This window comes from Corynebacterium sp. HS2168-gen11 (assembly GCF_024834075.1).
Classification (GTDB): domain Bacteria; phylum Actinomycetota; class Actinomycetes; order Mycobacteriales; family Mycobacteriaceae; genus Corynebacterium.
Genome location: NZ_JANUXR010000003.1, coordinates 159,255 through 184,739 on the forward strand (window position 1 = coordinate 159,255; position 25,485 = coordinate 184,739).

The window sequence follows — 25,485 nt, forward strand, 5'->3', positions numbered from 1 at the left end:
GATATACAGATATACAAAGGAAAACTGCAATGATCGTGTCACGACGCTTGTTGATTGCTGCGTTGACAGCAACGACACTGGGTTCTGGAATTATAAGCGTGGCTCAGCCAGCTTCCTCTCAGGAATATCTGGTAGCAAAGCCGACTGTTGTTGATAAGGTCTGCACCTTTGATGTGGATGCGGTGCGTCAAGACGAGGCGCAGGAACGCAAGATCCTTGCAGACCATGCGAGCGAAACTCGTAAAGTTCTTGATACTTTTGAACGTCGTTATGGCATTACGAGCGAAGAAGCGAACAAAATATTTAAAGCTGAAGACGATAGTTTCGAAATCCTGAAGCAACGGTTAGCGGCCAAACATGGTGCCGTTGATGATGCGACAGTTGAAGAGGTTACGAAACAATACCGGTCAGTGAAGGGCTTTATTGGTTTTGCTGCTGAGCCAGGCCTGCACAGTGAGATTCGTTTGACAAATCTACGTTCTGGTTTGGAACATGCGGTGACAATTGCAGATGCGAAAACTCGAGCATATGCCAAGTTCAATGCAGATCTTGCCGAACACCGCACCACCAAAGATTTGCTGCATACTATCGCGTTACCACTGATCGAGCGCGATATCATCAATAAGCATTTGATTCTTTCTCCAGTTGATGCCAGCTTGCAGTTGTGTGTAGAGGCCGCGAAGCCTACAACGACCCCAACTACGCCAGCGCCTGCAAAGCCTACAACGACGCAACCTTCTGCAACTTCGAGCCAGAAGACCACAACCCCAAGTACTTCAACACCTACGAAGCCTGTAGATCCACAGCCGAATCCACCAAAGGCGTCTGGCTGGAAATGGCCACTAATTATTACCAGCATTATTGGTGTGCTGCTTGCAATAGCAGGCGGAATCTTCCAGTGGGCACAACAGCATAACTTGATTCGTTTGCCACGTTAATATCATCCGAGCAGCTGTACGAGCTGCCGCATGATTGAATACAAAAGGCCGTGAACTTGGTTTCCTTTCAAGTTCACGGCCTTTTGCATAGGCATATTAAGAAACTGTCAATATTCTGAGCGCTTTTCGACACTACCGATATGAATGCGCACGGATGGGATGCACAGTTTCCCAGACTGGCGTTACCCTACGCAGTTTCCTTAATTACGATATAACTTCGGAACTGCTGCAATTAAGTCCTTTGTATATTGAGTCTGCGGATTATCCAGTACTTCTGCGACCGTACCGGATTCAATAATTTCACCATCTTGCATCACAATGACATCGGTACACACACTACGCACAACATGAATATCGTGCGAGACGAACACCAATGTCAGATCACGTTTTTGTACCAAGCTATCGAGCAGCGTGAGTACTTTTTTCCGCACTGAAACATCGAGTGCTGAAACAGGCTCATCCGCTAACAACAATTCTGGATATGGCGCTAACGCACGTGCGAGAGAAATTCGTTGGCGTTGCCCACCTGAAAATTCATGTGGGAAACGATTCGCCATTTCAGGGACTAACCCAACTTCAGTGAGAACCTCCGCAATACGAGCTGAATCATAGCTCGCTAATGTTTCGGCAATAATATCGCCAACCCGCATGCGTGGGTTTAATGATCCCATCGGATCTTGGAACACCATGTGCAAATCGCCATGAACGTGCACTTTGCCCTTCGACGGCTTTTCTAATCCGGCAAGAAGCTTTAATAATGTTGTTTTGCCAGATCCTGAGCCACCGACAATTCCTAAGCGTTGGCCACGCGTAATCGAAAGATTAATTCCTCGCAGCACACTGGTGTGCCGGTTATAGCGTTTCCACACATGATCAACACTGACTAATACTTCATCGGTTTGTCTTGCAGGACTTGCCGCCGGCAGATCGGAGGCGTCGAGAAGCATTTGGGTATAAGGATGTTTCGGATGCTGTAAAACCTGTTCAACGGTACCGGATTCAACAATTGCGCCGTTTTGCATCACGAGCACTTCTTCGCAGGCTTGCGCAATCAGGCCAAGATCGTGGGTAATAAACAGCAACGCAGTGCCGTGGCGAGCAACCAACGTTAAGATCAGATCCAACACTGCACGCTGGCTTGTGACATCGAGTGCTGTGGTTGGTTCATCACAAATTAAAATATCTGGTTGATGGGCGAGTGCCATCGCAATGAGTACGCGTTGGCGCTGTCCGCCGGATAATTCGTGTGGGTAGCGAGTTGCAAGGCTTGCATCTAATTCCACATCATCAAGCAATTCCAGCATTTCTGTATTCGCCGCACGCTTCGACATCGGTCGATGAATCCGGATGGCTTCTCGCAGTTGCGCACCAATTTTCATCAGTGGATTCAGCGCTGACATTGGCTCCTGGAACACCATCGAAATGCGCTTACCGCGAACCTGACACATGCCTGTTTCGGTGAGTTGATGAATCGCAAGATCATCTAAAGTAATCTCACCGGTTGCATCCACAAGTCGCATAATGGACAGCGCGGTGAGAGTTTTCCCCGAACCCGACTCGCCAATCAGACCCACGCGACTGCCTGCCTGCAAGGTGAAACTCACATCGCGTACAATATTGAGCGTATTGAGACCTTTAATTTCAAGCATTAGCGGTTCCCCTTGAGCGTATAACGCGGATCATGCAGATCACGCAGTCCATCACCGAGTAAATTAAAGCCAAGCACCGTAATCGCAATGGCAAGACCTGGCCACAACGCTAAGGTTGGTGCGGTTGCAAGTGAAGATTGTGCGGTTTGCAGCATCCGACCCCAACTTGGATCTGGTGGTGGCGTGCCAAGGCCTAAGAAGCTCAGACCAGCTTCGGCCAAAATTGCAATGGCGAAAGAAACCGATGCTTGCACAATGATGACACCTAAAATATTCGGCAAGACATGCTTGGTGGCAATATACCATTTTGATCGCTTTGCGGTTTGCGCTGCAGCCACATAATCGCGGCTCATAATGCTTAAGGCTTGTCCGCGCGAGACGCGAGCAAAAGCTGGAATACTCGCAACACCAATGGCAATCATGGTGGTAACTGTGGTGGCCCCGAACATTGCTGTTGCCAAAATTGCTAAGAGCAAACCCGGAAACGCTAGCAATAAATCAGATGTGCGCATGATCAAGGATTCAATCCAGCCGCGTCGCATAGCTGCGATGATGCCAAGTGGTACGCCAAAAAGTAACGCAACTGCAACCGAAACTACGCCGACTAATAATGTGATTCGCGCACCCACCATAATTTGAGACAGCACATCGCGGCCTAAGCGATCGGTTCCCAAAATATGTTCCCAACTTGAACCTTGGAGGCGATCAGCAGGGTATGCCTGAAGTGGGTCATAGGGAGTCCACACCAAGGAGATCAGTGCCATCACAATGACGCTGATAACAATGCACCCGCCGATGACGGTAGCAGGGGAGCGTTTCATGAGATTTTCCTCCGAGTACGCGGATCAACAACGACATAGGCGAGATCGACAAGAATATTGACCACCACCGCAATGACCACCAACACCATGACAATGGTTTGAACTGTTGGTAAATCACGACTCGTGACAGCAGCCAGTAGCATTGAACCAAGCCCTGGCAGCACAAATACCTTTTCAATCACAACCGCGCCAATAAGCATGGATGTTAGTTGCAGGCCAGAAACGGTGATCACTGGCAGCGCAGCGTTGCGTAAGCCATGCATCCATAATGCACGTGCTGGGCTTAAACCTTTCGCACGCGCAGTGCGCATAAAATCTTCATTCATCACATCAAGCACAGCGTTGCGCACATAGCGAGTCATAATGGCACCTTGCACAAGCCCTAATGACACTGCCGGCAAAATTAAGCGCAGCATAAAACCAACTGGGTCTTGGTTTGGTACATGCCAACCATTTGCCGGAAGTAACCCTAAGTGCACGGAAAATGTTGCAACTAACAACACCGCAGCAAGGAAGCTTGGAACCGCCACACCAAGCTGGCTACCAGCGGCAATAATGACACCGTCGAGACGCTGTGCGCGGGCTGCAGCCCATACACCAAGCGGTAACGCGCTTAAGAGGGCTAGTACCATAGCGCAGCCCACAAGAATCAAGCTGACCTGCACGTGATCGAATACAAGTGGTGAAATATCAGCACCAGAGCTTAATGAGGTCCCAAAATTTCCGGTGAGCAAGCCACCAATCCAGCTGCCGTATTGGACATGCCAGGGTTGATCAAGGCCCATCTCAGCTTCTAATTGGGCAATAGCTTCTGGTGATGCAGTAACACCGAGTGCGATTTCAGCAGGGTTACCAGGGATTATTCTTAAAGCGATAAAAATTACAATACTGGCGACAACTAGGGTCAGAAAGTATTTTCCAAGCGTTCGTGCAGCTCGAATAACCATTTACCGCTCCTTCTTCGCAATCGTATCCAAATGGAAACCATCGGCAACGGAATTGACTGGGACTCCAGAGATTCCAGTGCGCGTGACCACAATCGATGGCAAGTTATACAGCGTATCGGCGGCCGCATACTCCATAATTGTGTGAACTGCCTGCTTCATCTTGGCGGCATATTCCGTTGGTGCTGCAGCATCGGCTTCTTTGAGCTGCTGAGAAATCTCTGGGTTATCCACTCCCAGGTAGTACTCAGCATTGCCGAAAATATTTGGAATATCGCGAGCTTCCACATGCGCGATTAAGGAGAGATCGTAATCGTGTCCTTTATACACTTTGGCTAACCAGACAGCCGGGAACTCGGTGGATTCAATCCGCACGCTAAAACCAATATCGCGTAACTGCGAATATAAGATTTCCGCGGCTGCTTGCGCATATGGCAGCGATGGCACTGAGAGCACAATTTCGCTACCGGCATATCCAGATTCCGCCAGCAACTGACGCGCTTTGGCAAGATCATAGGTGTACCGGGAACGTCCTTCGTACCATGGATCCGTTGGTGGAACCGGCGTGCCACCAGTATCAACGCCGTAGCCCTCCCAGGTGGTATCTAAAATGGCTTGCCGATCAATGCCATACAGAATTGCTTGGCGGACTCGAATATCTTGGAAGATTTTGCGGCGATGATTCATCGAGAGCAACACTTCGCCATTGGTGGTGCCGACGTGCACATCAAGAGTGTGATCAGCACGTAAATTATCCAAAAGCTCTGGCGATTGTACGCCGAGCGCAACATCAATATTGCCGCTGCGCACGGCATTAGTCAGCGCAATGGCGTCGGTGAAATACCGAAACAGGGCGCGCTGATTCAGTGGTTGCTCGCCCCAATAATCCTCGCGGGCTTGGAAGGAGAGGGAAGTGCCAATTGCCCAGTTTTCCACCACATATGGTCCGGTACCAATTGGCTGCTGCGCGAGATCGGCAACACCATTTGGGCTCATCATGGCACCCACGAGGGTTCCCATTGCCCATAGCCATGAGTTGGAGCGTTGCGTGAGTACAACTTTCAAGGTGTAATCGTTTAAAACTTCAACGGATTCCACCACATCCATTTGTTTTTTCAAACCATTCGTCCAGCTCTCAGAGCGTACGCGATCAAGTGAGAACTTTGCAGTGTGGGCATTAAATGTATCCCCATTGCTAAAGGTCACATCGTCGCGTAGCTCAAATACATAGCTGCGCCCATCATCGCTGACGGTCCAATGTTTTGCCAACAGTGGCTGAATTTCACCATCTTGGGTGATCTCGACTAATCCTTCATACACATTGCCCATCAGTGCTTGCGGAATTGCCGCACCACCTGTGGTCGTGAAATCCAGGCTTGCCGGAGCAGCAGTGGTGCCAATGACAACTGTGCCTGGGGTGTTGGTGAAAAAGTCAGCTGATTGAGATGCTGTAATCCCGGCAGAACATCCGGCGCTCATTGGAACGACTGCAAGCAGGAGTCCAGCGAGAAAACATCGACTGGTTATAAGCATGCTCAACAGGTTAGTGATATTTTCCAAGAATTGCGAAAGTACATAAAGCGATCATATTTCCCCAGCTCAGATTGGTTCATCGGAATGCATGTTTGCACACTTGCGTACAACTACTTCTCTGAAGCAAACAACCTAGCTCCTTTAATCTTGAAAGGAACTAGGTTGTTGAGTATTAATGAAGCCAGCCTCACAGGTGCATGCTTGACGACGCGACCTGCAAGTTCAGCAGCTGAAACACGCTTACGCGGCAGTTTCTTATAATGCGGCTAAGCGCTCAAGGGTGGTCTCACGCTTGGAAAGGTCGATGCTGAGGCCAATTGCAAAGACGATGGCAACTGGAATGACCCAACCGAAGTTCGCTGCTTGCAGTGGTGCCCATGCAAGTAGTTGTGGAGCAGCAGCGGTGGTCACTGACCAGGCAGTTGCAGCCCAGACACCAAAACGGAAGCCAAAGAAAACTGGCAGCTTTGTCAGGGCAGAGAAAATGGTAATTGCCACTAACGTGATGGCAATTGGATAGAGCACAATGATAATTGGCACAGCAATCGACAGCACAGTTTCCAATCCTGCAGAAGCAAAGATGAAACTGGTGATGGCAAAAAGAGTGAGCCACATGGTGTAGTTGATCTTTGGTACCAAGGTTTCAAAGAATTGGCTGGTTGCGACTAACAAACCAACAGCAGTTGTTAAACATGCCAACAAAACAATGCCGCCGAAAATGATTTGGCCTGGGAATCCTAGGGTTTCTAATGCTGCAGCTGATAATAAGGAGGCGCCGTCGTCAAAGCTTTGTGCTTCTGGCATGCGCATACCCATAGCACCGAGACCTAAGTAGATCAGGCCGAGCAGTACGCCTGAGATAATTGCAGCAATCGAGGTAGCTTTCAAAATTGGTGCGTGTGGATCAGTTTGCTTGCGGCGGATTGCCGAGATCACCACGATACCGAATGCCAGACTTGCAATGGAGTCCATGGTCATATAGCCCTCGAACAAACCGGTGGTCAGTGGAGAGGTCGCGTATTCACCGATGGCAGGTGCTGGATCGTTTGGCAAGCTGATCATTGAAATGATGACCAATAGTGCTAAGAGGATGAGCAGCATAGGGGTGAGGACCTTGCCCAGTTTGTCTACCATGCCTTGTGGGTTTAATGCCAAGAAGAAAGAAATACCGAAGAAGATCAGGTTGAAGATCACTGAGGCAAAGGTGGATTCCCAGCCGGTAATTGGGCTAATGGCGGTGGCGAAACTTACTGCACCGGTACGTGGGATTGCGAAGAATGCACCGATGGAGAGATAGACTGCCATGGAGAAACCGACGGCGAAGATTTTACCGCCGCGAGCGGTTAATGAGAGGATGTCTTGGCCAGAAAGTGCTACGGCGATAATTGTGATGACCGGTAGCGCAACGCCGCCGATTAAGAAGCCGATGATCGCAGGGGTGAAGGATTGGCCAGCGTGTGCGCCTAAGACTGGTGGGAAAATTAAGTTGCCAGCACCGAATAGCATAGAAAACAGCATCAGTGCGATTGGCACAATTGCTGCGAAAGAGATGCTGCTGGTGCCATTTTTATGAGTCATGAGCTTCAGATGCTCCTTGGTATTGAAGAAAATGTAAATGATAGTGCTTTGCAAGCGGTGAAGAAGAACAATCACGTGGTACCTAGGTACTCTTAGGTACCTTAACCAGAATGCGCAAGGGCAATAAATTGAGATTTAATTTCATGAAAGTTCTTATAAATGTTGCAAAGTGATCGTTATGGCCGTTACCTTTGTGAATACCTCAGCAGCAAAACATGATCATCACGTATAACTGTGATGAAAAACTCTTTCTGCTGTGCTCGTGCGGTGCCATTGACACAGTCGAGTCTGCGATGCCGCTGTTGTGGTTGAACGTGCGGTGCCGCGGTCGTGTGCGAGGCAGATACAGCCGAAGAATCAAGATGTGCTTGTATGAAGCAGGTGTGTTCATACAAAACTGTCTGATAGCGATATGGTGGTTGCCGTTCAGACAGCACAATACTTCTTATGTTGGTTGAACAAGAAAGTAAGGCAAACAGTCGAGACCATGAGTGAGAAAAGCGCAAATAAAACTGCACTGTGTTCCAAAACATTGACTCAATCGCGAATATAACGGTAGCGAATGTATTTGCTGGTGTCGAGTTGCGGCTCGCATCTTGGCTTGTCAGAAACGTGGCCTGCTGCAAGCGTGCGTCTGCTGCAAGCGTGGATTGCAAGTTTGGCCTGACGCAAGCAATTACCAGAGCATTTGCCAGCTGTGTGCATATGCATGGTTGAGCAGGTATGCAATGGCAGCGTCGTCAAGCATCTGGCATGGTTGCAACTCTTGGAATATTGCGTGTGTTGTGTTTGCGGTTAAGATGGCACTGTAATATACAGCAATATCGTGCACGGTCGTTATATTCGGGAAGAAGGATTCATGAAGCGCATACTAGGACTTGGAGCAGCTGCCTTAATGCTCACTGGGTGTGCCACAGAGGTAGAGCAAACCGCGACGTTGCCAGCACCAGCGCCAGCAATCACAACTGATGCACCTGAAGCAGTATTTACTCCGCGCGATATTGCCCCAGTGATCATCACAGAGGATTTGAAAGAAATCCACTATGACGAAGGCTTGAATATTGACGTGCAAATTCTTAAAACTGCCTATGATTATGAACACAATGCATCGGTGTTCTATCTGTTGATAAAAAATCACAACACCGTGCCACTTCCAGTGGACGCCATTGCAGTCTTTTTCGATGGCGGCGCACCTGTTCCAGAGGCAACAATTCCACTCGACTTGCCACTCGGCCCAGGTGCTGCCACGAACCTCGAATACGGCTTCAATGTGGACTACAGCAAAGTACGAGAATCCCGCCTGACCATCGGAAATCTTGTCTACGAAGGCGATCTCCGCAGCTTTTAGCCTCAACTTGACTGTACGTTTTACAAACAAGATTCTTCAGGACCTACCAATCGGTAGGTCCTTTTCCCTTGTCACAGGCTTTCGGGAACCAAAACGTCGCGAAAAAAGACTAACCAATACGTAAGGAAACATTGGTTTGTTCTTTGATCGTTGGGAGCAACTGGTGGCCTTACCACGTGTTTGTTACAACGATTCCACATGCTTCAAGGAGGAAGTATGAAGCGTTTGCTTATCGACGCTGACAGTATCCGTCAGGTCCTCGCGAATCTCGACACTGTATGCAGCGATGTCGAACAACTCATTTCAACAACCCAACAAGAGCATCTCTCGTATGGATTCTCATCACTTGCTGCAATTGACGATCTTGCAGAACAACATCGCCAATTATTATCCGGCTCACACAGCAGTGCGCAGCACGCCCTTAATTTAATACTGGCGCATATTCAGTGGTTGCAAGGAGCATTGGCAGCTAGTGTGCAGGCGTTAACTGGGCAAAATGACTTCAATGGCTATATTGTTGAACGCGCTGCAGATGAGCGTACGGTTATGAACCAGACCGTGCAATTCCCAACTAAACCAGCAACTGACGTCAGCAGTAGTGCTGTGAGTGCTACAAGTGCACCGCAAGCGGGATCGTTGGATGAGCTTTGTGATTCTTTGCAAGCAACGCAAATTTCAGATGCATTAATGACAGCAGAAGTTTGGAACAGTGTTGGTTCCGAGCTTGCCACTACTGCAACTCATGTGCGCGCCAGTGCAGATGATCTCTTACGTAGCAATGAAGGCATAGTTTTTGAAAAAGCGGCAACTTCGTTTCAGGCCGTTGCTGCAGCCTTACTGAACTCCAGCGTTACATTCCGTGAAATCGGTACGGTGGTCGCTGAACTGGCAGGTATCGTAGAAGATGCTACTGCAGAAGCAACACAGGCATACCAAGAGATCGAAGAGCTACGTGCTGCAGGAACTGAATTTGAGCTGCTTATGGCTACTGAACAGATGCTGCTTTCACAGGTATTAGGCAGTCTTAGCGGTAGTTTAAGTCGTGCAGAATGCGGTAGCTATACGCTGTTTTCGCTCACAACACAGGCTTCTGCCGGTAGTATCACTATTGGTGGCAACCATGTTGGCCCTGCATTGAACGCTGGTTCGAATCAAGCTGCCATACACCCCTCAGCAGCACTGACTCGTACTATCGGTACGTTCGAGCGGACTCACGTTGGGTTTGCACACGCACCATCGTTAGCAGCTGAATCTGAAGGGCTTGCAGATGCCTCGCAACTGCATGATGCGTACTCCTCGCACCTGGATTCGCACCAGAATCTGGCATCGTCTGCTTTGAACCATCAGCCAAGCTGGAATATGCCAACGATGTCTGCCCATGCGCTTCCAACCGTGCAACCAACCGTGCAACCAACCATCCAACCAATCGCGCAAGCCTTTGGTGCATTGCCATCAACGCTTTCCCAAATTGGTTCTGTTACACACAGCGGCCATACTCCAGGATCCTTGGTGCCACCTGCACTGCTATCTGACAAACTGCACCTGCGCCAACACGTCCAGCCAACCCAGATCAGTGCCCTTGAACACTCAAAACTGCGAGGCATTCAGGGTCTCCAGAGTGGCACAACTGGTGTATCAACGCACACTACGCCAAACCAGCTCGAGGCTTTGGGAATCGCACAACCACGCAATACTGCCGCGTTGAGCGCCACCGATAAGATCCAGCAGCACCCTAGCAACTCGATCAAACATGCCATCGGCAAGCACATACCTGGGACGCATCTGGCCCCGAAGCAGGTGGAGCTGCCATCAGATTCGCGAGCTCACCGGGCCGGGAGTAGTAGTGCACATTCGATGCCACATACTGAGTCACGAGGAACACGTGTTGCAACGCATCCTTTAGCGGCACCGCAGAGCTCCTCGCAAGAGCAAGCTTTACGACGCCCCGGTGCTCCTGTAGCAGCGCATGGTTTCGGTGCGCGGGCAGCAACCAAGGAGAAAACGAAGCGACAATCTTCCACGATTACTTCACTTTTAGAGCGAGAGAACAATATTGAACAACTAATCGGTCCGATGCAACAATTTGTGCCGAGAGTCATTGGAGGTGAAAACAGGTAGGCTAGGGGTTATGACAGATATAGTCGTACTTGCTGATGAACAGGGCAATCGAATTGGTACCGCACGAAAAGCCGAGGTACACACCACTGATACCCCGCTGCACTTGGCCTTTTCGTGTTATGTCTTTAACCGTGAAGGGCAATTGTTAATTACCCGGCGCGCATTAGAGAAAAAGACTTGGCCTGGAGTATGGACAAATTCTGCCTGTGGACATGTGGCACCGAATGAAACCTTTGCTGATGCTGTCCGTCGGTGGGTGCCGCATGAGCTTGGGATTGCTGGTGTGCAGCAGGTTGAGATGGTGCTTCCAGATTTTCGTTATCGTGCGGTTGATTCACGTGGGATCGTGGAATGGGAGATTTGTCCAGTGTTTTTGGCGCGTATTGATGATGAGATCGCTCCTGCAAAAGCTGAGGTTGATGATTATATCTGGGTTGATCCGCAAGCATGCATTACCAGTGTGCTTGCGGCACCATTTGCCTTTAGTCCGTGGATGGTCGAACAACTCCAGCATGAAGCATTGCAGCAAGCCTTACTCCAGGTTGTGCGGGTATAAGGTATTGGCCAAGCAATTGTGGGGCTAATCAGCCAGTGTTCAGGCAGTTGTGGAGGTTGTGATCTGGTATTAGTGCGGTTTTAACGCGTTTTTAAAGTGGTCGAATGCACCTGCATGGTAGGTCAATTCAGTGGTGGTATTGATCAATACTTGCTTGTGCTCACCATAAGATTGCCAGTAGTTTCCGCGAACAAAGTCTAAAAATAGTTCAAATACATGTGCTTGATCGGCAGTATTGCCAGCGATCCACGGCATGTCTTCGCAGTGCAAAATTGGGCTGTGACCCCGGTGTTCGAGCAAAAACGTTTGTGGGCGCATGGAAGCGGTGCGATATGCATGCTGGCGAATTTTGCTATCGCTAATGGCTGAGCCAACCTGGTTTTCTGGCATCGCTGGTTGCCAGTGCTTGGTGATGCCAAAAGCGTAGCGTAAGAATAGACGTGGCAATTTCGGGCGCGCGATATGGTGCATTTCTTCCCGGGTAGTGCTAATTGCCAGTGGGATATCTGCTAATTCAGCAGGATCATAGGGGTAGGGTCCTAAAGTTAAATCGAATGGAATCATCGCATTCATGCGGGAATAGCCACGATCTAATTGCTGACGCGAAAGTGCCCGAAGTGCTGGTTTGGTAATTGGAGTGCCAAGTGCAAAACGCAAGAATTTCTTGCGCGCAGGAAAACCTTTTGCCGGAAACGCAGGGGACATGGCAAATGCTCGGCGGAATAATCCACTGTAATGATCTTTGCGCATCAGCCACAATACAATGCCGCCACCTGCAGATTGTCCAGTTAAGGTGACATTGGTTGGATCGCCGCCGAAGGCTTCAATATGGTTTTGCACCCACTGTAGGGCGGTTAGACAATCAGTGACTCCACGATACGACGATGCCGGTTCATTATGAAATTGCACAAAGCCATCTAATCCAAGGCGATATTCCACACTCACGGTGATGACATTTGCACGTGCGAGCGCGAAAGTTTGAAAATCTGGGTCGTGGTAGCTGCCACTGACGTAACTGCCGCCGTGAATAAAAACCACGACCGGCAAATCGTCGAACTCTTTGGCGCCGTGTGGCCGTGTCACACTTAGGTGCAACGGGGTTTGGGTGCCATCGAGCAGGTCAACGGTGGTGTAGCGGATCTCGTCGAAAAAATCTACGCTACCGTCGCTTGTGCCAATAACGTGGAATCCGGCAGTGAAGACTTCAGGGTTCTCGGACTCGGCGTGCATAAGCAGTAGTGTAGCAACTAGCATGAGTGAACATGACACTGAATCCGTTTTCTCAACCTTCTGAATTACCATTTGAACTTCCACCATTTGCGCAGATCGAGCTTGAGCATTTTGAACCAGCATTTCAGGAAGCGATGGCTGCACAGCTGGAAGAAATTGCTGCAATTGTGCGCAACGAAGCTGCTCCAACGTGGGAAAATACTGTCGAAGCGCTCGAGCGTTCAGGACAATATTTGGCGCGCGTCTCCAACGTCTTTTTTAACCTCTTGGGAACCGATACCAATGACGCGATGGAGGCCATTGCCGAAACAATCGCCCCTGTACTCGCGGCTCATACCGATGCTATCTATCTCAATGAGCAGTTGTACCAGCGTATTCAGGCAGTCACAGTGCCAACTGATCCGGAATCACAGCGTTTATATGATCTTCTACTGCGGCGCTTTACTCGTAAGGGCGTGAATCTCACAGCGGAGCAAAAGACACAGCTTTCAGCGTTCAATGAGCGTTTATCAGTGCTGTCGCAAGCATTTACCTCCGAGCTTGGTGCGAGCACGCGTAAGCTGGCGGTGGAATTTGCAACGGAAGACGAACTTGATGGCTTAAGCCCAGCGCGTATTGCCAGTGCGAAAAAGGCTGCTGAGGATCTTGGGAAAGCCGGGTATGTGATTGCCTTAGAATTGCCAACTGTGCAGTCGATTCAAGCAGAGCTGACGAATCCTGCTTCTCGTGCAAAGATCTATCAAGCATCCCAGCAGCGCGGTGTGAATAATCTTGCCAATGCGTTGGAGATCGTGCAGCTACGAGCACGAAAGGCAGAATTATTAGGCTATAGTTCGCATGCAGAGTTCGTGATTTCTGAAGAAACCGCCAAGACCCCTGAAGCAGTGCGCGGATTATTGCATGGATTAGCCCCAGCTGCGGCAACGAATGCGCGCAATGAATATAAATTATTAGTCGAAGCTGCAGATTCTGATATCACTGGTGCCGATTGGTCCTATTGGGAATCACAGGTGCGCCTGCGTGATTATGCCATTGACGAAGAAGCGCTTTCACACTATTTCCCATTAGAGCAGGTGCTGCGTGACGGTGTGTTCTATGCTGCAAATCGTCTCTATGGCATTACCGTGGAACCGCGTGATGATCTGCTCGGATACCACGAAGACGTGCAGGTCTGGGAAGTGAAAGATGAAGACGGCCAGAGCATTGGTCTGTTTTTGACTGATTATTATGCCCGCGCATCCAAGCGTGGTGGTGCATGGATGAGTTCGTTTGTCGATCAATCTGAACTCTTGGGTACCAAGCCTGTGGTGATTAATGTGATGGGCATTCCAAAGCCAGCTGATGGTTCCCAGCCGCTGCTGAATTTGGATCAATTGCGCACACTTTTTCATGAGTTCGGTCATGGCCTGCATGGTTTGCTTTCGAATGTCCGCTATCCAAGTTTAAGCGGTACGAATGTGCCACGTGACTATGTGGAGTTCCCATCGCAAATTAATGAAAACTGGGCGTTTGATCCAACGATTTTGCGCAACTATGCCCGTCATTATGAAACAGGTGCACCAATTCCAGATGCGCTGGTTGCCAGCATTGAAAGTGCGCGAAAATTTGGCCAAGGTTTTGGCACGAGTGAATACCTGGCTTCTGCAATCATCGATCTAGCGTGGCATTCGCTTACTACCGAACAAGCAGCAGCACTTCGCGTGTCTGATATCGATGCCTTTGAGGCACAAGCGCTTCTCGACGCTGGCTTGGATGTCGATCAGCTGGCACCGCGATATCGCACCGGATATTTTGCGCATATTTTCGGTGGCGGATATTCAGCAGGGTACTACTCTTACCTGTGGGCAGAAGCACTCGATGCGGATGGTTTCGACTGGTTCCAAGAAGTCAATGCTGCAGGTGCACAGGCAACGGCTGAAACCACTCGCCAGGCGGGGCAACGCTTCCGTGATCTCGTCCTTTCACGCGGTGGTGCAGATGATTACACATTGGCATTTGAGCAGCTCAGAGGTCGCAGTATTGATCTTGCACCGTTGTTGAAGCGTCGTGGGTTAGACGGAACACTGTAAGTCTCATGCAATCCTCATTGAGCAACGAACTTTCGCAACTGTTGACGACGTGGCCATTTTGGTTGCAAGTCAGTGTAGTATTTGTCGTTGTCGTACCGTTGTGCGCGATATTAGCGATGATCGTACTGCGAAGTGTTGATATTGCTGGAGTGTTCATCATTCGAGTACAACAAGGTATGCACGCTAAGTTCAATCAACGAATGTTTGTCTCACAAAGGAATGATACGGATGGCAAATCCTGAAGAGCTTCGTAAGCAAGATCAGCGGCTGCCAAAACCGAAACGGAAATATCCACAATCACGAGTCACACAGTCACTGTATGTGTTGCTTGCCATTGTGGTATTGGCCTGGATTATCAGCATGTTCTAGAACATCAAGGCTTGGGATCAGCAATGTTTCACCTGGCACACAGCTAGGGGAGTTTGATCCCAAGCCTTGATGTGCGCGTATGTACCTTCCGTATGAGGTTGGTGCTGCCAGAATCATGCAAGTGATGGCGATAGTCGTGACGATGAAACGCAGATTGTTATGGTGGTGTCGTCGTAAAGCAGCTGGCAACCGAAGGTTGTTGAATCATCAGCGTAGAACCAGCTAGTCTTTGGATTATACGACCATAAAAGTGATGTGGCTTGGGGAATCATGAGCAATTATTTACAGCGGTATGACAATGCAGCGCATAAAGCTGCCAGCCAAATAATCTCATGCTATTCCACGAGTTTTTGCCTTGCGACGCAACTGCTCAGCCCCACCATTCGCGCTGATATTCGCAACCTGTATGCAATGGTGCGAATCGCCGATGAAATTGTCGACGGCACTGCCCAAGCTGCGCATGATGATCCAGTCCAAGCTCTGCGAGACTATGAAGCCGTAGTCCTTGCCGCACCTGACAAGCGATTTCATACTGATCCAGTGTTACATGCATATGCAGTAACCGCGAGGCGCTGCAAATTCCCAGAGGAACATATCGCTGCGTTTTTCCGCTCGATGCGCGAAGACCTTTTACGTAGTGTGCATGACGGCACCAGCTTTGAGCAGTATATTTACGGATCTGCGGAAGTCATCGGGATCCTATGCCTCCACGTGTTTTTTGCCGGCGACACTCACGCAGTTATGCCATTAGAGCCAGGCGCTCGCGCGCTCGGAGCAGCATTTCAAAAAATCAACTTTCTCCGCGATCTTGCCGAAGACTCTGCAGTCTTAGGGCGCAGCTATTTCCCAAGGCGCCTCGATGAAGCTGAAAAGGCAGTGATTATTGCAGATATTCGCAACGATTTAGCGCGTGCCCACGAGGCTATTCCGCTGCTGCCTACAGGGGCGCGTAGAGGTGTGGCTGCGGCCGCGGGTTTATTTGAAGCGTTGACCAACAGGTTAGAAAACGCCACGATTGCACAGATTTATCGCCAACGTATCCGCGTGCCGCGCCATGAAAAATTGGCGATTGTGTCACGAGCAATTCTGACGAAGGGGTAGCACAGAGATGAGAATCGTCGTTATTGGTGCAGGTTTTTCCGGTTTAGCAACCGCAGCGCTATTAGCGCACTATGGTCATACAGTGACTGTCGTGGAGAAGAATAGCGAGGCTGGTGGACGTTCTGGATCACTGGCTATCGATGGTTTTCGATTTGATACCGGCCCTTCGTGGTATTTGATGCCGGATGCTTTCGAGCATTTCTTCCGCCTGCTTGGCACCAGCGTTGCTGAACAATTGGAGCTCGTGCAGCTTGATCCAGGGTATCGCATCTTCCCGGAAGGTCATGAGCCTGTGGATGTGCCTGCTGATCCAGCAAAGGTATTGGAACTATTTGAGTCCATTGAACCTGGTGCAGGCATGGTACTTGAGGATTATTTGCGTAGTGCAGCTGATATTTATCAACGTAGTATCGATCGATTTTTGTACACCACCTTTAGCAACGCATCGTTTATCCGCCCAAGTGATCTGCTGAAACTTCCACGGTTGTTGGTGCAGTCGATGCAATCGTTTGTGAATCGACAGTTTCACGATACGCGGCTGCGGCAGATTCTGACCTATCCAAGTGTATTTTTAGCGTCGCATCCAAAGCGCACCCCTGCGTTGTATCACTTAATGAGTCATACCGATTTAACCCAAGGCGTGTTTTATCCGGTTGGTGGGTTCCATGCAATTGTGAACAGCATTGCATCAATTGCGAAAGCAAAAGGAGTGACGTTTATCTATGATGCGGCGGTTGAAAGAATTGCGCACGATGCAGGCGTTGTCACCGGCGTTTATACCGATGATAGGTTCATTGCCGCTGATGCAGTTGTTTCGAGCGCTGATTTGTTCCATACCGAGCAGCAGTTACTTGACCCAGATGTGCGAAGTTATTCGGCATCCTATTTCAAGCGGCGTGATCCTGGGCTCAGCGCAGTTCTGGTACTGCTTGGGGTGCGCGACAAAATTGAGCAGCTTACGCACCATAATCTGATTTTCAGCAAGGATTGGGGTCCTGATTTTGCAGCTGTCTTTGAGCATGACCCAGCCCAGCAAGCCTCACGATCCATCTATATTTCTATGCCATCGGCGACTGATGCAGGTGTTGCACCAGCAGGCGATGAGAACATCTTTATTCTGATTCCAACTGCAGCCGACCCCTCGATTGGCGATGGATCAGCCTATGGTGATGCAACTCCAAAGGTAGAAGCCATTGCTGATGCTGCCATTCAACAGCTGGCAGAAATTGTGCCAGACCTTGAGCAACGCATTGTGGTTCGACGTACGATTGGCCCAAAGGATTTTGTGACGCTCTATCATTCTCATCAAGCCAGTGCCATCGGGCCTGCCCACACACTGCGGCAATCAGCGTTTTTCCGTGGACGTAATATGTCTCGCAAAATAAAGGGCCTCTATTATGCAGGCGCAACCACCGTACCTGGTGTTGGCGTTCCGATGTGTTTGATTTCTGCAGAAAACATTGTCAAGCGGATTCACGGCGATCGATCTCATGGCCGATTGAAAGATTCGTGAAGTACATTTTGAGAACGACAAAAGCGTCGACAAGCGTGACTCTGCTTGTCGACGCTTTTCTGGTTGCAGCAGTCGGTTTATTGATAGTAATTCTCTACTGCGTGTTAGCCAATTGCCTATTACTTTGAGTATGCGTACCTATTGTTGGGGGTGTGTGGCTAAAAAATTGTAAGTTTTATTCACGGCCCTGACCTCGCACAATGGGTGAAATTGGCAATATTCTCAGACTACCATTAAAAAACTATTAACTTATTACGAAGATGTGTGTTAAGCTTAACTTATTCATCGATTACGGAAACAATCGTGATCGAGATATATCTAGGAGTTTTTTAAATGATTCGTAATAACCGTGCTTGGATGCGTTCAGCAATTGCTACCGTTACTGCAACTGCAGTAATTTCTGGCGCTGTCGTCAGTGCAAATGCTCAGGAGAGTACTGAAACTACTCCAACTGCTCCAACTGCTGGTGCAGCTGGTGGCGACACCGCTGGTACCGATACCACGAAGCCTGCTGATACCACGAAGCCTGCTGATACCACGAAGCCTGCTGATACCACGAAGCCTGCTGGTGGCGACACCGCTGGTACCACTGAAGCTGGTGCAGCTGGTGGCGACACCGCTGGTACCGATACCACGAAGCCTGCTGATACCACGAAGCCTGCTGATACCACGAAGCCTGCTGGTGGCGACACCGCTGGTACCGATACCACGAAGCCTGCTGATACCACGAAGCCTGCTGGTGGCGACACCGCTGGTACCGATACCACGAAGCCTGCTGATACCACGAAGCCTGCTGGTGGCGACACCGCTGGTACCGATACCACCAAGCCTGCTGATACCACGAAGCCTGCTGGTGGCGACACCGCTGGTACCGATACCACCAAGCCTGCTGATACCACCAAGCCTGCTGAAGCTCCAAAGCCAGAAGAGAAGAAGGTTGCTGATATCTTCAGTGCTGATGAGAAGGCTAAGATCACGGACGTTGTTGTTGAAGGCGCCAAGAACGATACGCTCGAAACTGACGAAGGTGTCTATACCCTTGTGAAGAACGCTTCGGGTGCAGTTATTGCTGTGAAGTTCACTGCTAAAAAAGGTTTCACTGGTCAGCCTAAGGGTATTACCGTGAAGGCAACTGTGGATGGTAAGGCAGCTGAAGCAAAGTTCATCCCAGCTGCTGTGCCAGCAACTCCAAAGAAAGATGATGAAGCTACCGACAACGACAAGACCCCAGAAGCCACTTGGGTCGGCGCTGTTGCAGTCTTGATTCCTCTGATCGCATTGCCAGTATTTGCTCTGTTCAACTCCTTGTTCAAGAAGTTGAACTTCAAGATGCCTCAGTTGCGTCTGCCAAGCTTTATCACCTCGTTGTTGCCACAGGGTTCATCTGCTCACCAGAAGCATGAAGCAAAGCCAATGATGAAGCACGAGGAAAATAAGACCCCAGTAAAGGGCATTCCTAAGAACGCATAAATCTTTAATCAAGCATAACGCTTGTTAAAGTTTATAACGACGGGCTTGAGAACAATCTACGTTCTCAAGCCCGTTTTCCTGTTTTAATGTCTATGCGCGAAGCTCATGAAAGCATAGTGATATAAAAATTCCAAAGGTGCGTGAGCATAATGCTCACAGCAAACCTTTGGAATTTCGTTCTGAATAAGCGGTACTAACTGCGTCGAGAAGCAGCAGCAATATGCGCAAATGTGTTATTCGAAGCTAGATCTTCGATGAGCACTACTTCACCTTGTGCATTCGATAGCGGCACACACCAGTTTGGATACAAATCCTTGGTGGTACCTGGCTGGTTTTGCACGCGACGATCGCCAACCATATCCACCAACGCAGTACACGTTAAGGCAGAAGGCGTTTGGGCAATGAAACGGTGCATCGCAGCAACTAATGTTTCAGTCTCGCCACGATCATCACGGCCGCGGCCTTCGAAATTATCCACGTTGAACTCTTCGCCAGCGAAGCCGCCTTGTTCCAACACGCGATTGAGCACCTGCGCCTGCCAGTGCAGATCCTGTGCGATGTCCTCGTTAGCGTCGGAAAGCAGCAATCCAAGACGCTCACGCAACTTAATATGCTCACCTTCGAGATATCCAGCAGTTGGTGGCAAATCGTGGGTGGTCACCGAGCTTAATGCAGCAGTGCGATAATCCTCTTTATGGCGAGGGCCGTTATAATCCGACTCGAACCACAAAATATTCGTACCCATAATGCCATAAGACGCCAACGCCTCTTGTACCCAAGGCTCGAAGGTGCCCAGATCCTCACCGATCACAACAGCGCCAGCGCGCTCAGCTTCTAAGGCAAGAATGCCCACGAGAGCACGGTAATCGTAATTGACATAGGTGCCAGTAGTTGGGCTTTGCAAACGCGGAATCCAGAACAAACGGAACAGACCCAAAACGTGATCGACACGAATGCCGCCAGAATGGCGCAAAACCGTGCGCAACATATCGCGCCAAGGCTTATAACCAACTTCAGCGAGCTTTTCTGGGTGCCAAGGTGGCTGCGACCAGTCTTGACCCTGCTGGTTATATGCATCAGGTGGAGCGCCCACCGAAGCCTCAGGCGCTAATACTGCAGCTAAGGTCTCAGCATCAGAACCACCAGGATGAACACCCACAGCCAGATCTGCCATAATGCCAATCTTCATACCAGCATCAGTACATGCCTGTTGTGCTGCAGCAAGCTGAGCATCGCAAATCCACTGCAACCACATGTAGAACTCAGCCAGCTCGTCCATATCAACGACAGCATGATTTGCTGACATCGCTGCAGCTTCTTGGCGAGCACACCATGCAGCGAATTCTTCAAGGCCAGTGCCTTCCATAGCAATATAATTACGGAACTCAGCTTCACGCGCAGAAGAACGTGCAACATGGAAGATCTCGCGCAGCACTTCTAATTTTGCTTGATAGATCGGATTGCGATCAATCATCGAAGCATCACGGTTAGTGGCTTGGAACTTCTGTGCCAATTCTTCTACCGCAGCTAGGACATCTGCCTCAAGGTCGTGATATTCAGGGATGTCTTCGATTCGAATATAGATTGGGTTGGTGAATCGGCGGGTAGTTGGCAGATAAGGGGAGTCTTCGATAGGTGCAAAAGGCTCAGCGGCATGCATTGGATTAATAAGCAAGAAATCGCCAGCGTTTTGCTGCGCAATAAATGCTCCCAATTGGCCAAGATCATGGAAATCTCCGATGCCCCAGCTTTTCTCGCTGCGAACAGAATAGATCTGTGCCATCACACCTGCGACAGGCTTTTCAATATATGTCTGGGTGGTGCTCAAACGAGCAGGCGTGACAATTAATGGACATTGTGCAGCAATACCTTCAGATACCAGCTTGAGCGTATGCCAACCTTGTGGTAAACCAGCTGGAATATTAAAGGATGCTTCACCCCAATGTGTGCCGTGAATCTCCCGCGAAGGAGTCCAGTTCTCAACCTGATCAACTTTTGCTAACGTGCCATCTTCTAATTCGATGGAAACTTCAGCAGGAGCGCCGTCATGAACGTGAACATGCACAACGTAGTTCGACTCATCTGAAGTGACGATGCAACGCGGCAATGGCCGGGTGAATTCCTGGTCATAACGGTTGCTTAATGCTTGATGAATATCTGCTTCAGAGGGAGACTCGCCAAGATCAACACCGAGCGCATGCAAGGTTTTGAGCAACGTGTCCTCGGAAACCTCAACTGGGTGTCCCTCGGAATCAGTGTAGCCAGTAGAAATAGCGTATGCGGCGGCTAACTCGCGCAATGATTCTTGATATCCCACAAAACGTTATTGTGCCACGATTTGTGCCCTGACGCGTAATTATTTCCCTCATTGTGAGCTAAAACGATGTAGTGTTTTGAAGAAGGTTCACTGTAAGAAAACATTGAATCATTATTCGTTTGAAATCTTTTCTAACTGCGAGAGGCACTTGATGCAAGAAATCACCACGCCAGCTAAGTACACCATTGGTGAACACGACACTTGTTTAACCGCGCTGATTGCTGGTGCTAAAGCACGCCCATATGGGGTTATGTTTACCCGTCCACAGAATTTTGAGTGGATCAACGTAACCTCAGCAGAATTCATCGCCGAGGTGTATGAAGTTGCAAAAGGTTTCATCGCAAATGGCGTTCAGCAAGGTGATCGCATCGCGTTACTTTCCGAAACCCGCTATGAATGGTCACTACTTGACTGCGCAATTTGGGCTGCAGGTGCGGTGAGCGTGCCAATTTACGGCTCATCGTCACTATCCCAAATCGAATGGATTATTGAAGATTCTGGCGCCGTGTTCGCAGTGACAGAAACTCGTGACCATTCGGAATTAATGAAGCACCTTGTCTTGCGTGACGACGGACGCCCGGCACTTCAGAATTCTGAATCGCAACTTCGCCGCATTTTGGAAATCAATGCCTCGGCTATCCCGACGTTGAAATTCGAAGGTCGAGAGATTACAGACGCTGAAGTTGATGCGCGCATCGCGCAGACGCGCTCGGATGATCTCGCGTCGTTGGTCTATACCTCTGGCACTACAGGGCGACCGAAAGGTTGCCGTTTAACTCATAAAAACTGGCTGAGTGAAGTCTACGGTCTTTTAACAAACCCAATTGGCGGCATTGCAGTCCCTGGTTCTCGTGTGCTGACTTTTCTGCCGCTGGCGCACGTGTTGTCTCGAGCGGTGTCATTAGCAGTGGCCGTTGGCGGTGCTACACAATCGCACTGGTCGGATTTTTCCACCCTCGGCGTGGAATTCCAGCGTGCCCGCCCGAACCTTATTTTGGGTGTACCCCGCGTGTTTGAAAAAGTTCGTAACTCAGCGGCAGCCAATGCGGCTGAAGGTGGTCCAGTCAAGGCAGCAATTTTTGCCCAAGCTGAACGCACCGCGATGGAATATTCCTACGCCCTGGATACCGCTGAAGGGCCATCTCGCGCCTTAAAACTTCGCCATAAGGCCTTTGATAAATTGGTCTATTCCAAGATTCGGGCTGCAATGGGCAATTCAGTACACTACGCAATTTCAGGTGGTTCGGCTATGAGCCCAGAGATTATGCACTTCTTCCGCGGCATTGGCGCACCAATTTATGAAGGCTACGGCCTGACTGAAACAGCAGCGGCTGCCACGGTTGATTTCGCAGACCAAAAAATTGGCACTGTCGGCCCACCGATCGGAGGCGTGAGTGTTCGCATTAATGCCGATTCCGAGATCTTAATTAAAGGCAACACTGTTTTTGATGGTTATTGGAATAACCCAGAAGCAACTGCAGAATGCTTCGATGAAGACGGATATTTTAACACCGGTGATCTTGGCGAAATTCTTGACAGCGGCCATGTAATGATTACCGGTCGCAAGAAAGATCTGATTGTCACTGCCGGTGGTAAAAATGTTTCTCCAGGGCCAATGGAAGACTCACTGCGTTCGCACCCACTGATTTCTCAAGCGATGGTCGTTGGCGATGGTAAACCATTTGTCGGCGTGCTCATCACGTTGGATGAAGATGCGATGAATCGTTGGAAAGCAGCGCATGATATTCCAGCATCTCGTTCCATTAATGAATTAAGTTCAGATCCTGTGTTGCGCGCTGAAATTCAAGATGCCATTAATCAAACCAACTCGATGGTTTCGCATACTGAAGCCATTAAGAGGTTCTATATTTTAGATCGAGATCTGACCGAAGAAGCCGATGAACTCACCCCAACAATGAAGGTGAAACGCAACGTAGTTGCACGTCGATATGCCGACGCCATCGCGCATATTTACAAGCGGTAATTTTCGACAAAACTTCAGGTGTCACGGCGAGCCGTGGCACCTTTTTCTATGCGATGTTTTAGAGTCAAATCCTGTACCAAAGCAATGAGAAATATTGACCGTGGGGGTGAAGCTCGCAATGCAAGTTTTTGACGCAACAATGCGCCATCGTGAGCTCACCCAAGAGGTCTTTCTTATTGGTGATGAAGTGGCAACGTATATTGAAAATCTTGCAGAAGCGATCGCCGACTGGGATGCTGAACTCGTCGAAGACTGCCTAGCAGAGTTTGAAGAAATTATCGACGACGCCAAGATCGATTCTCGCAAGGTTATCGCCGAACTCATTGGTTTGCGCCAAGCATTAACCTCAGGCATTGCCTCTGGCACAGTTTCCATGGCTGGATCACGAGTCAAAGAAACTTCCAAACCAGTACGCATCACTCCAGAAAGCCTTCGTGAACGCTTCCCAATTCAAGCTTCCCCCGTGGTCGTCGGTGAAGTCACGCGCGCACTCGAGGCACGCACTGAATTAGTCGGGGAGTACCTCGCCCATATCGTGCAATGGGAACTTTCGGAAACTGAACGTGCCGCCCGCGATACCGATGCGCTCTCGTTGCCATTGCTATATGCACGTACCTCAGATGCCGTTGTTGGTGCTGCACGTGCGTGGTTAGCAACCGTTGCTGAGGAACACCCTCGTTTCGCACACAGCATGCGTGGCACATGCCCACCTGCGTTTTTGAATGAACGCGCGCGCATCGATGCAGTCGTGGCTCGCGTCAAAGCGAAGAAACGCGCTAACGTATCTTAAATGTTCGGCGTCTATATTCACGTTCCCTTTTGCTCCTCGCGCTGCGGATACTGCGATTTCAATACCTACACCCCAGGTGAACTCGGCAGTTCTGCCTCTTTTGCAAGCTACCTCGATGCATTAGAGCACGAATTAGAACTTGCGGCAGCACTTCGCGAAAGCCGTGGTGATCGTCGTCAAGCAAATACTGTCTTTATTGGCGGTGGCACGCCGTCTATGCTGGGAGCACGTGGCTTAACGCGCATTTTAGAAGCAATTCGTAACACCACCGGCATCGCCAGCGACGCAGAAATCACCACCGAATCGAATCCAGAATCGACCTCGCTTGAGTTCTTCGCCGCATTACGCGAAGCCGGCTACACGCGCATTAGCTTAGGCATGCAATCGGCAAGCCCAACCGTGCTCCGTATTCTAGAACGTGCCCACACTCCAGGACGCGCCTTCGACGCAGCTCGCGAAGCTCAACAAGCAGGGTTTTCGCATGTCAATCTGGACATGATTTACGGCACGCCGTACGAAACCGATGATGATGTGCGCCTGACTTTGGAAAAGGTACTGGAAACGGGTGTTGACCATGTCAGTGCGTATTCCTTAATAGTCGAGGACGGCACGCGGATGGCACGCAAAGTGCGCAAGGGGGAAATCCCGGCGCCGCAGGAAGATACCTATGCTGATCGCTTCGCCATGATTGATCGTGAGCTCCAAGCTGCGGGAATGCAGTGGTACGAGGTGTCGAATTGGGCGCGTCCTGGTGGCGAGTGTCAGCACAACCTCGGCTATTGGCGCAATTTTGATTGGTGGGGTGCCGGCCCTGGTGCACACTCTCACCTGCAAGGACAGCGCTTTTCAAACGTCAAACATCCAGCCCGCTACGCGCAACAATTATCCACCGGGCAACTCCCGATTGCGGAAGAAGAACAACTCACGGCAGTGGAACGGCACGAAGAACGAGTCATGCTCGGCTTAAGGCTACGTGAAGGCCTGTCAACCTCAACGTTTTCAGCCTCCGAGCAAGCGGTGATTCAGCGCTTCGTTGAGTTAGGGTTATTAACAATGAACACGCAGGTGGCCTTAACTGAAAAGGGGCGCTTGCTTGCCGACGGCATGATCACTGATATCCTCTTAGCCCACGATGTCGACTGAGTGTGTCTCGTGTT

Annotated in this window: 19 protein-coding genes; 12 read left to right on the top strand and 7 right to left on the bottom strand. The window is 49.9% G+C overall.

Annotated elements, in window-relative coordinates:
* Window positions 1-35: 35 nt before the first annotated feature.
* Entirely contained in the window at window positions 36-938 is a 903-nt protein-coding gene (locus NXS99_RS03225) for a hypothetical protein (protein WP_259287230.1), read from the top strand.
* Window positions 939-1,138: 200 nt separating this feature from the next.
* Here the strand turns inward: NXS99_RS03225 and NXS99_RS03230 are convergent, their stop codons facing one another.
* From NXS99_RS03230 to brnQ, 5 genes are all read right to left on the bottom strand, one after another.
* Entirely contained in the window at window positions 1,139-2,587 is a 1,449-nt protein-coding gene (locus NXS99_RS03230; protein WP_259287231.1) for an ABC transporter ATP-binding protein, read from the bottom strand.
* A complete protein-coding gene (locus NXS99_RS03235; protein ID WP_259287232.1) occupies window positions 2,587-3,408 on the bottom strand; it encodes an ABC transporter permease in 822 nt (273 codons plus the stop codon). The genes NXS99_RS03230 and NXS99_RS03235 overlap by 1 nt, the downstream gene beginning before the upstream one ends.
* A complete protein-coding gene (locus NXS99_RS03240; protein WP_259287233.1) occupies window positions 3,405-4,355 on the bottom strand; it encodes an ABC transporter permease in 951 nt (316 codons plus the stop codon). Before NXS99_RS03240 ends, NXS99_RS03235 begins: the two co-directional genes overlap by 4 nt.
* Window positions 4,356-5,885, bottom strand: coding sequence for an ABC transporter substrate-binding protein (locus NXS99_RS03245; protein WP_259287234.1), 1,530 nt, complete (start codon window positions 5,883-5,885; stop codon window positions 4,356-4,358).
* 255 nt (window positions 5,886-6,140) lie between these two features.
* On the bottom strand, window positions 6,141-7,463 hold the full coding sequence (brnQ, locus tag NXS99_RS03250; RefSeq protein ID WP_259287235.1) for a branched-chain amino acid transport system II carrier protein: 1,323 nt from the start codon (window positions 7,461-7,463) through the stop codon (window positions 6,141-6,143).
* 859 nt (window positions 7,464-8,322) lie between these two features.
* Between brnQ and NXS99_RS03255 the strand changes: the two genes are divergently transcribed.
* The 3 genes from NXS99_RS03255 (at window position 8,323) to idi (ending at window position 11,485) form a co-directional block, all read left to right on the top strand.
* Window positions 8,323-8,811: a hypothetical protein gene (locus tag NXS99_RS03255; protein WP_259287236.1), complete on the top strand. Its 489-nt coding sequence runs from the start codon at window positions 8,323-8,325 to the stop codon at window positions 8,809-8,811.
* 216 nt (window positions 8,812-9,027) lie between these two features.
* Window positions 9,028-10,929 carry a hypothetical protein gene (locus tag NXS99_RS03260; RefSeq protein ID WP_259287237.1) on the top strand — a complete coding sequence of 634 codons (1,902 nt, stop codon included), beginning with the start codon at window positions 9,028-9,030 and terminating at the stop codon, window positions 10,927-10,929.
* Between the two features lie 10 nt (window positions 10,930-10,939).
* Complete coding sequence (gene idi / locus NXS99_RS03265) at window positions 10,940-11,485, top strand: isopentenyl-diphosphate Delta-isomerase (RefSeq protein WP_259287238.1); 546 nt, start codon at window positions 10,940-10,942, stop codon at window positions 11,483-11,485.
* 69 nt (window positions 11,486-11,554) lie between these two features.
* Here idi and NXS99_RS03270 read toward each other — a convergent pair whose 3' ends face one another.
* Window positions 11,555-12,715 (bottom strand): alpha/beta fold hydrolase, encoded by a 1,161-nt coding sequence (locus tag NXS99_RS03270; RefSeq protein WP_259287239.1) that lies wholly within the window; start codon window positions 12,713-12,715, stop codon window positions 11,555-11,557.
* A gap of 32 nt (window positions 12,716-12,747) precedes the next feature.
* Between NXS99_RS03270 and NXS99_RS03275 the strand changes: the two genes are divergently transcribed.
* The 5 genes from NXS99_RS03275 (at window position 12,748) to NXS99_RS03295 (ending at window position 19,237) form a co-directional block, all read left to right on the top strand.
* On the top strand, window positions 12,748-14,784 hold the full coding sequence (locus NXS99_RS03275) for a M3 family metallopeptidase (RefSeq protein WP_259287240.1): 2,037 nt from the start codon (window positions 12,748-12,750) through the stop codon (window positions 14,782-14,784).
* A 228-nt stretch (window positions 14,785-15,012) separates the two neighbouring features.
* Window positions 15,013-15,153, top strand: a complete 141-nt coding sequence (locus tag NXS99_RS03280) for a hypothetical protein (RefSeq protein ID WP_259287241.1) — start codon at window positions 15,013-15,015, stop codon at window positions 15,151-15,153.
* Window positions 15,154-15,423: 270 nt separating this feature from the next.
* Window positions 15,424-16,254, top strand: coding sequence for a squalene/phytoene synthase family protein (locus NXS99_RS03285; protein ID WP_259287242.1), 831 nt, complete (start codon window positions 15,424-15,426; stop codon window positions 16,252-16,254).
* Between the two features lie 7 nt (window positions 16,255-16,261).
* Entirely contained in the window at window positions 16,262-17,767 is a 1,506-nt protein-coding gene (gene crtI / locus NXS99_RS03290; protein WP_259287243.1) for a phytoene desaturase family protein, read from the top strand.
* Between the two features lie 333 nt (window positions 17,768-18,100).
* Window positions 18,101-19,237, top strand: coding sequence for a hypothetical protein (locus tag NXS99_RS03295; RefSeq protein WP_259287244.1), 1,137 nt, complete (start codon window positions 18,101-18,103; stop codon window positions 19,235-19,237).
* Window positions 19,238-19,430: 193 nt separating this feature from the next.
* On the opposite strand, the gene NXS99_RS03300 is transcribed toward NXS99_RS03295, so the two are convergent.
* A complete protein-coding gene (locus tag NXS99_RS03300) occupies window positions 19,431-21,554 on the bottom strand; it encodes a 4-alpha-glucanotransferase (protein WP_259287245.1) in 2,124 nt (707 codons plus the stop codon).
* Window positions 21,555-21,705: 151 nt separating this feature from the next.
* Between NXS99_RS03300 and NXS99_RS03305 the strand changes: the two genes are divergently transcribed.
* The 3 genes from NXS99_RS03305 to hemW all read left to right on the top strand — a co-directional run bounded on the left by NXS99_RS03305 (window position 21,706) and on the right by hemW (window position 25,471).
* Window positions 21,706-23,538 (top strand): long-chain fatty acid--CoA ligase, encoded by a 1,833-nt coding sequence (locus NXS99_RS03305; protein ID WP_259287246.1) that lies wholly within the window; start codon window positions 21,706-21,708, stop codon window positions 23,536-23,538.
* A gap of 118 nt (window positions 23,539-23,656) precedes the next feature.
* Window positions 23,657-24,328 carry a hypothetical protein gene (locus NXS99_RS03310; protein WP_259287247.1) on the top strand — a complete coding sequence of 224 codons (672 nt, stop codon included), beginning with the start codon at window positions 23,657-23,659 and terminating at the stop codon, window positions 24,326-24,328.
* A complete protein-coding gene (gene hemW, locus NXS99_RS03315; protein ID WP_259287248.1) occupies window positions 24,329-25,471 on the top strand; it encodes a radical SAM family heme chaperone HemW in 1,143 nt (380 codons plus the stop codon).
* Window positions 25,472-25,485 lie beyond the last annotated feature (14 nt).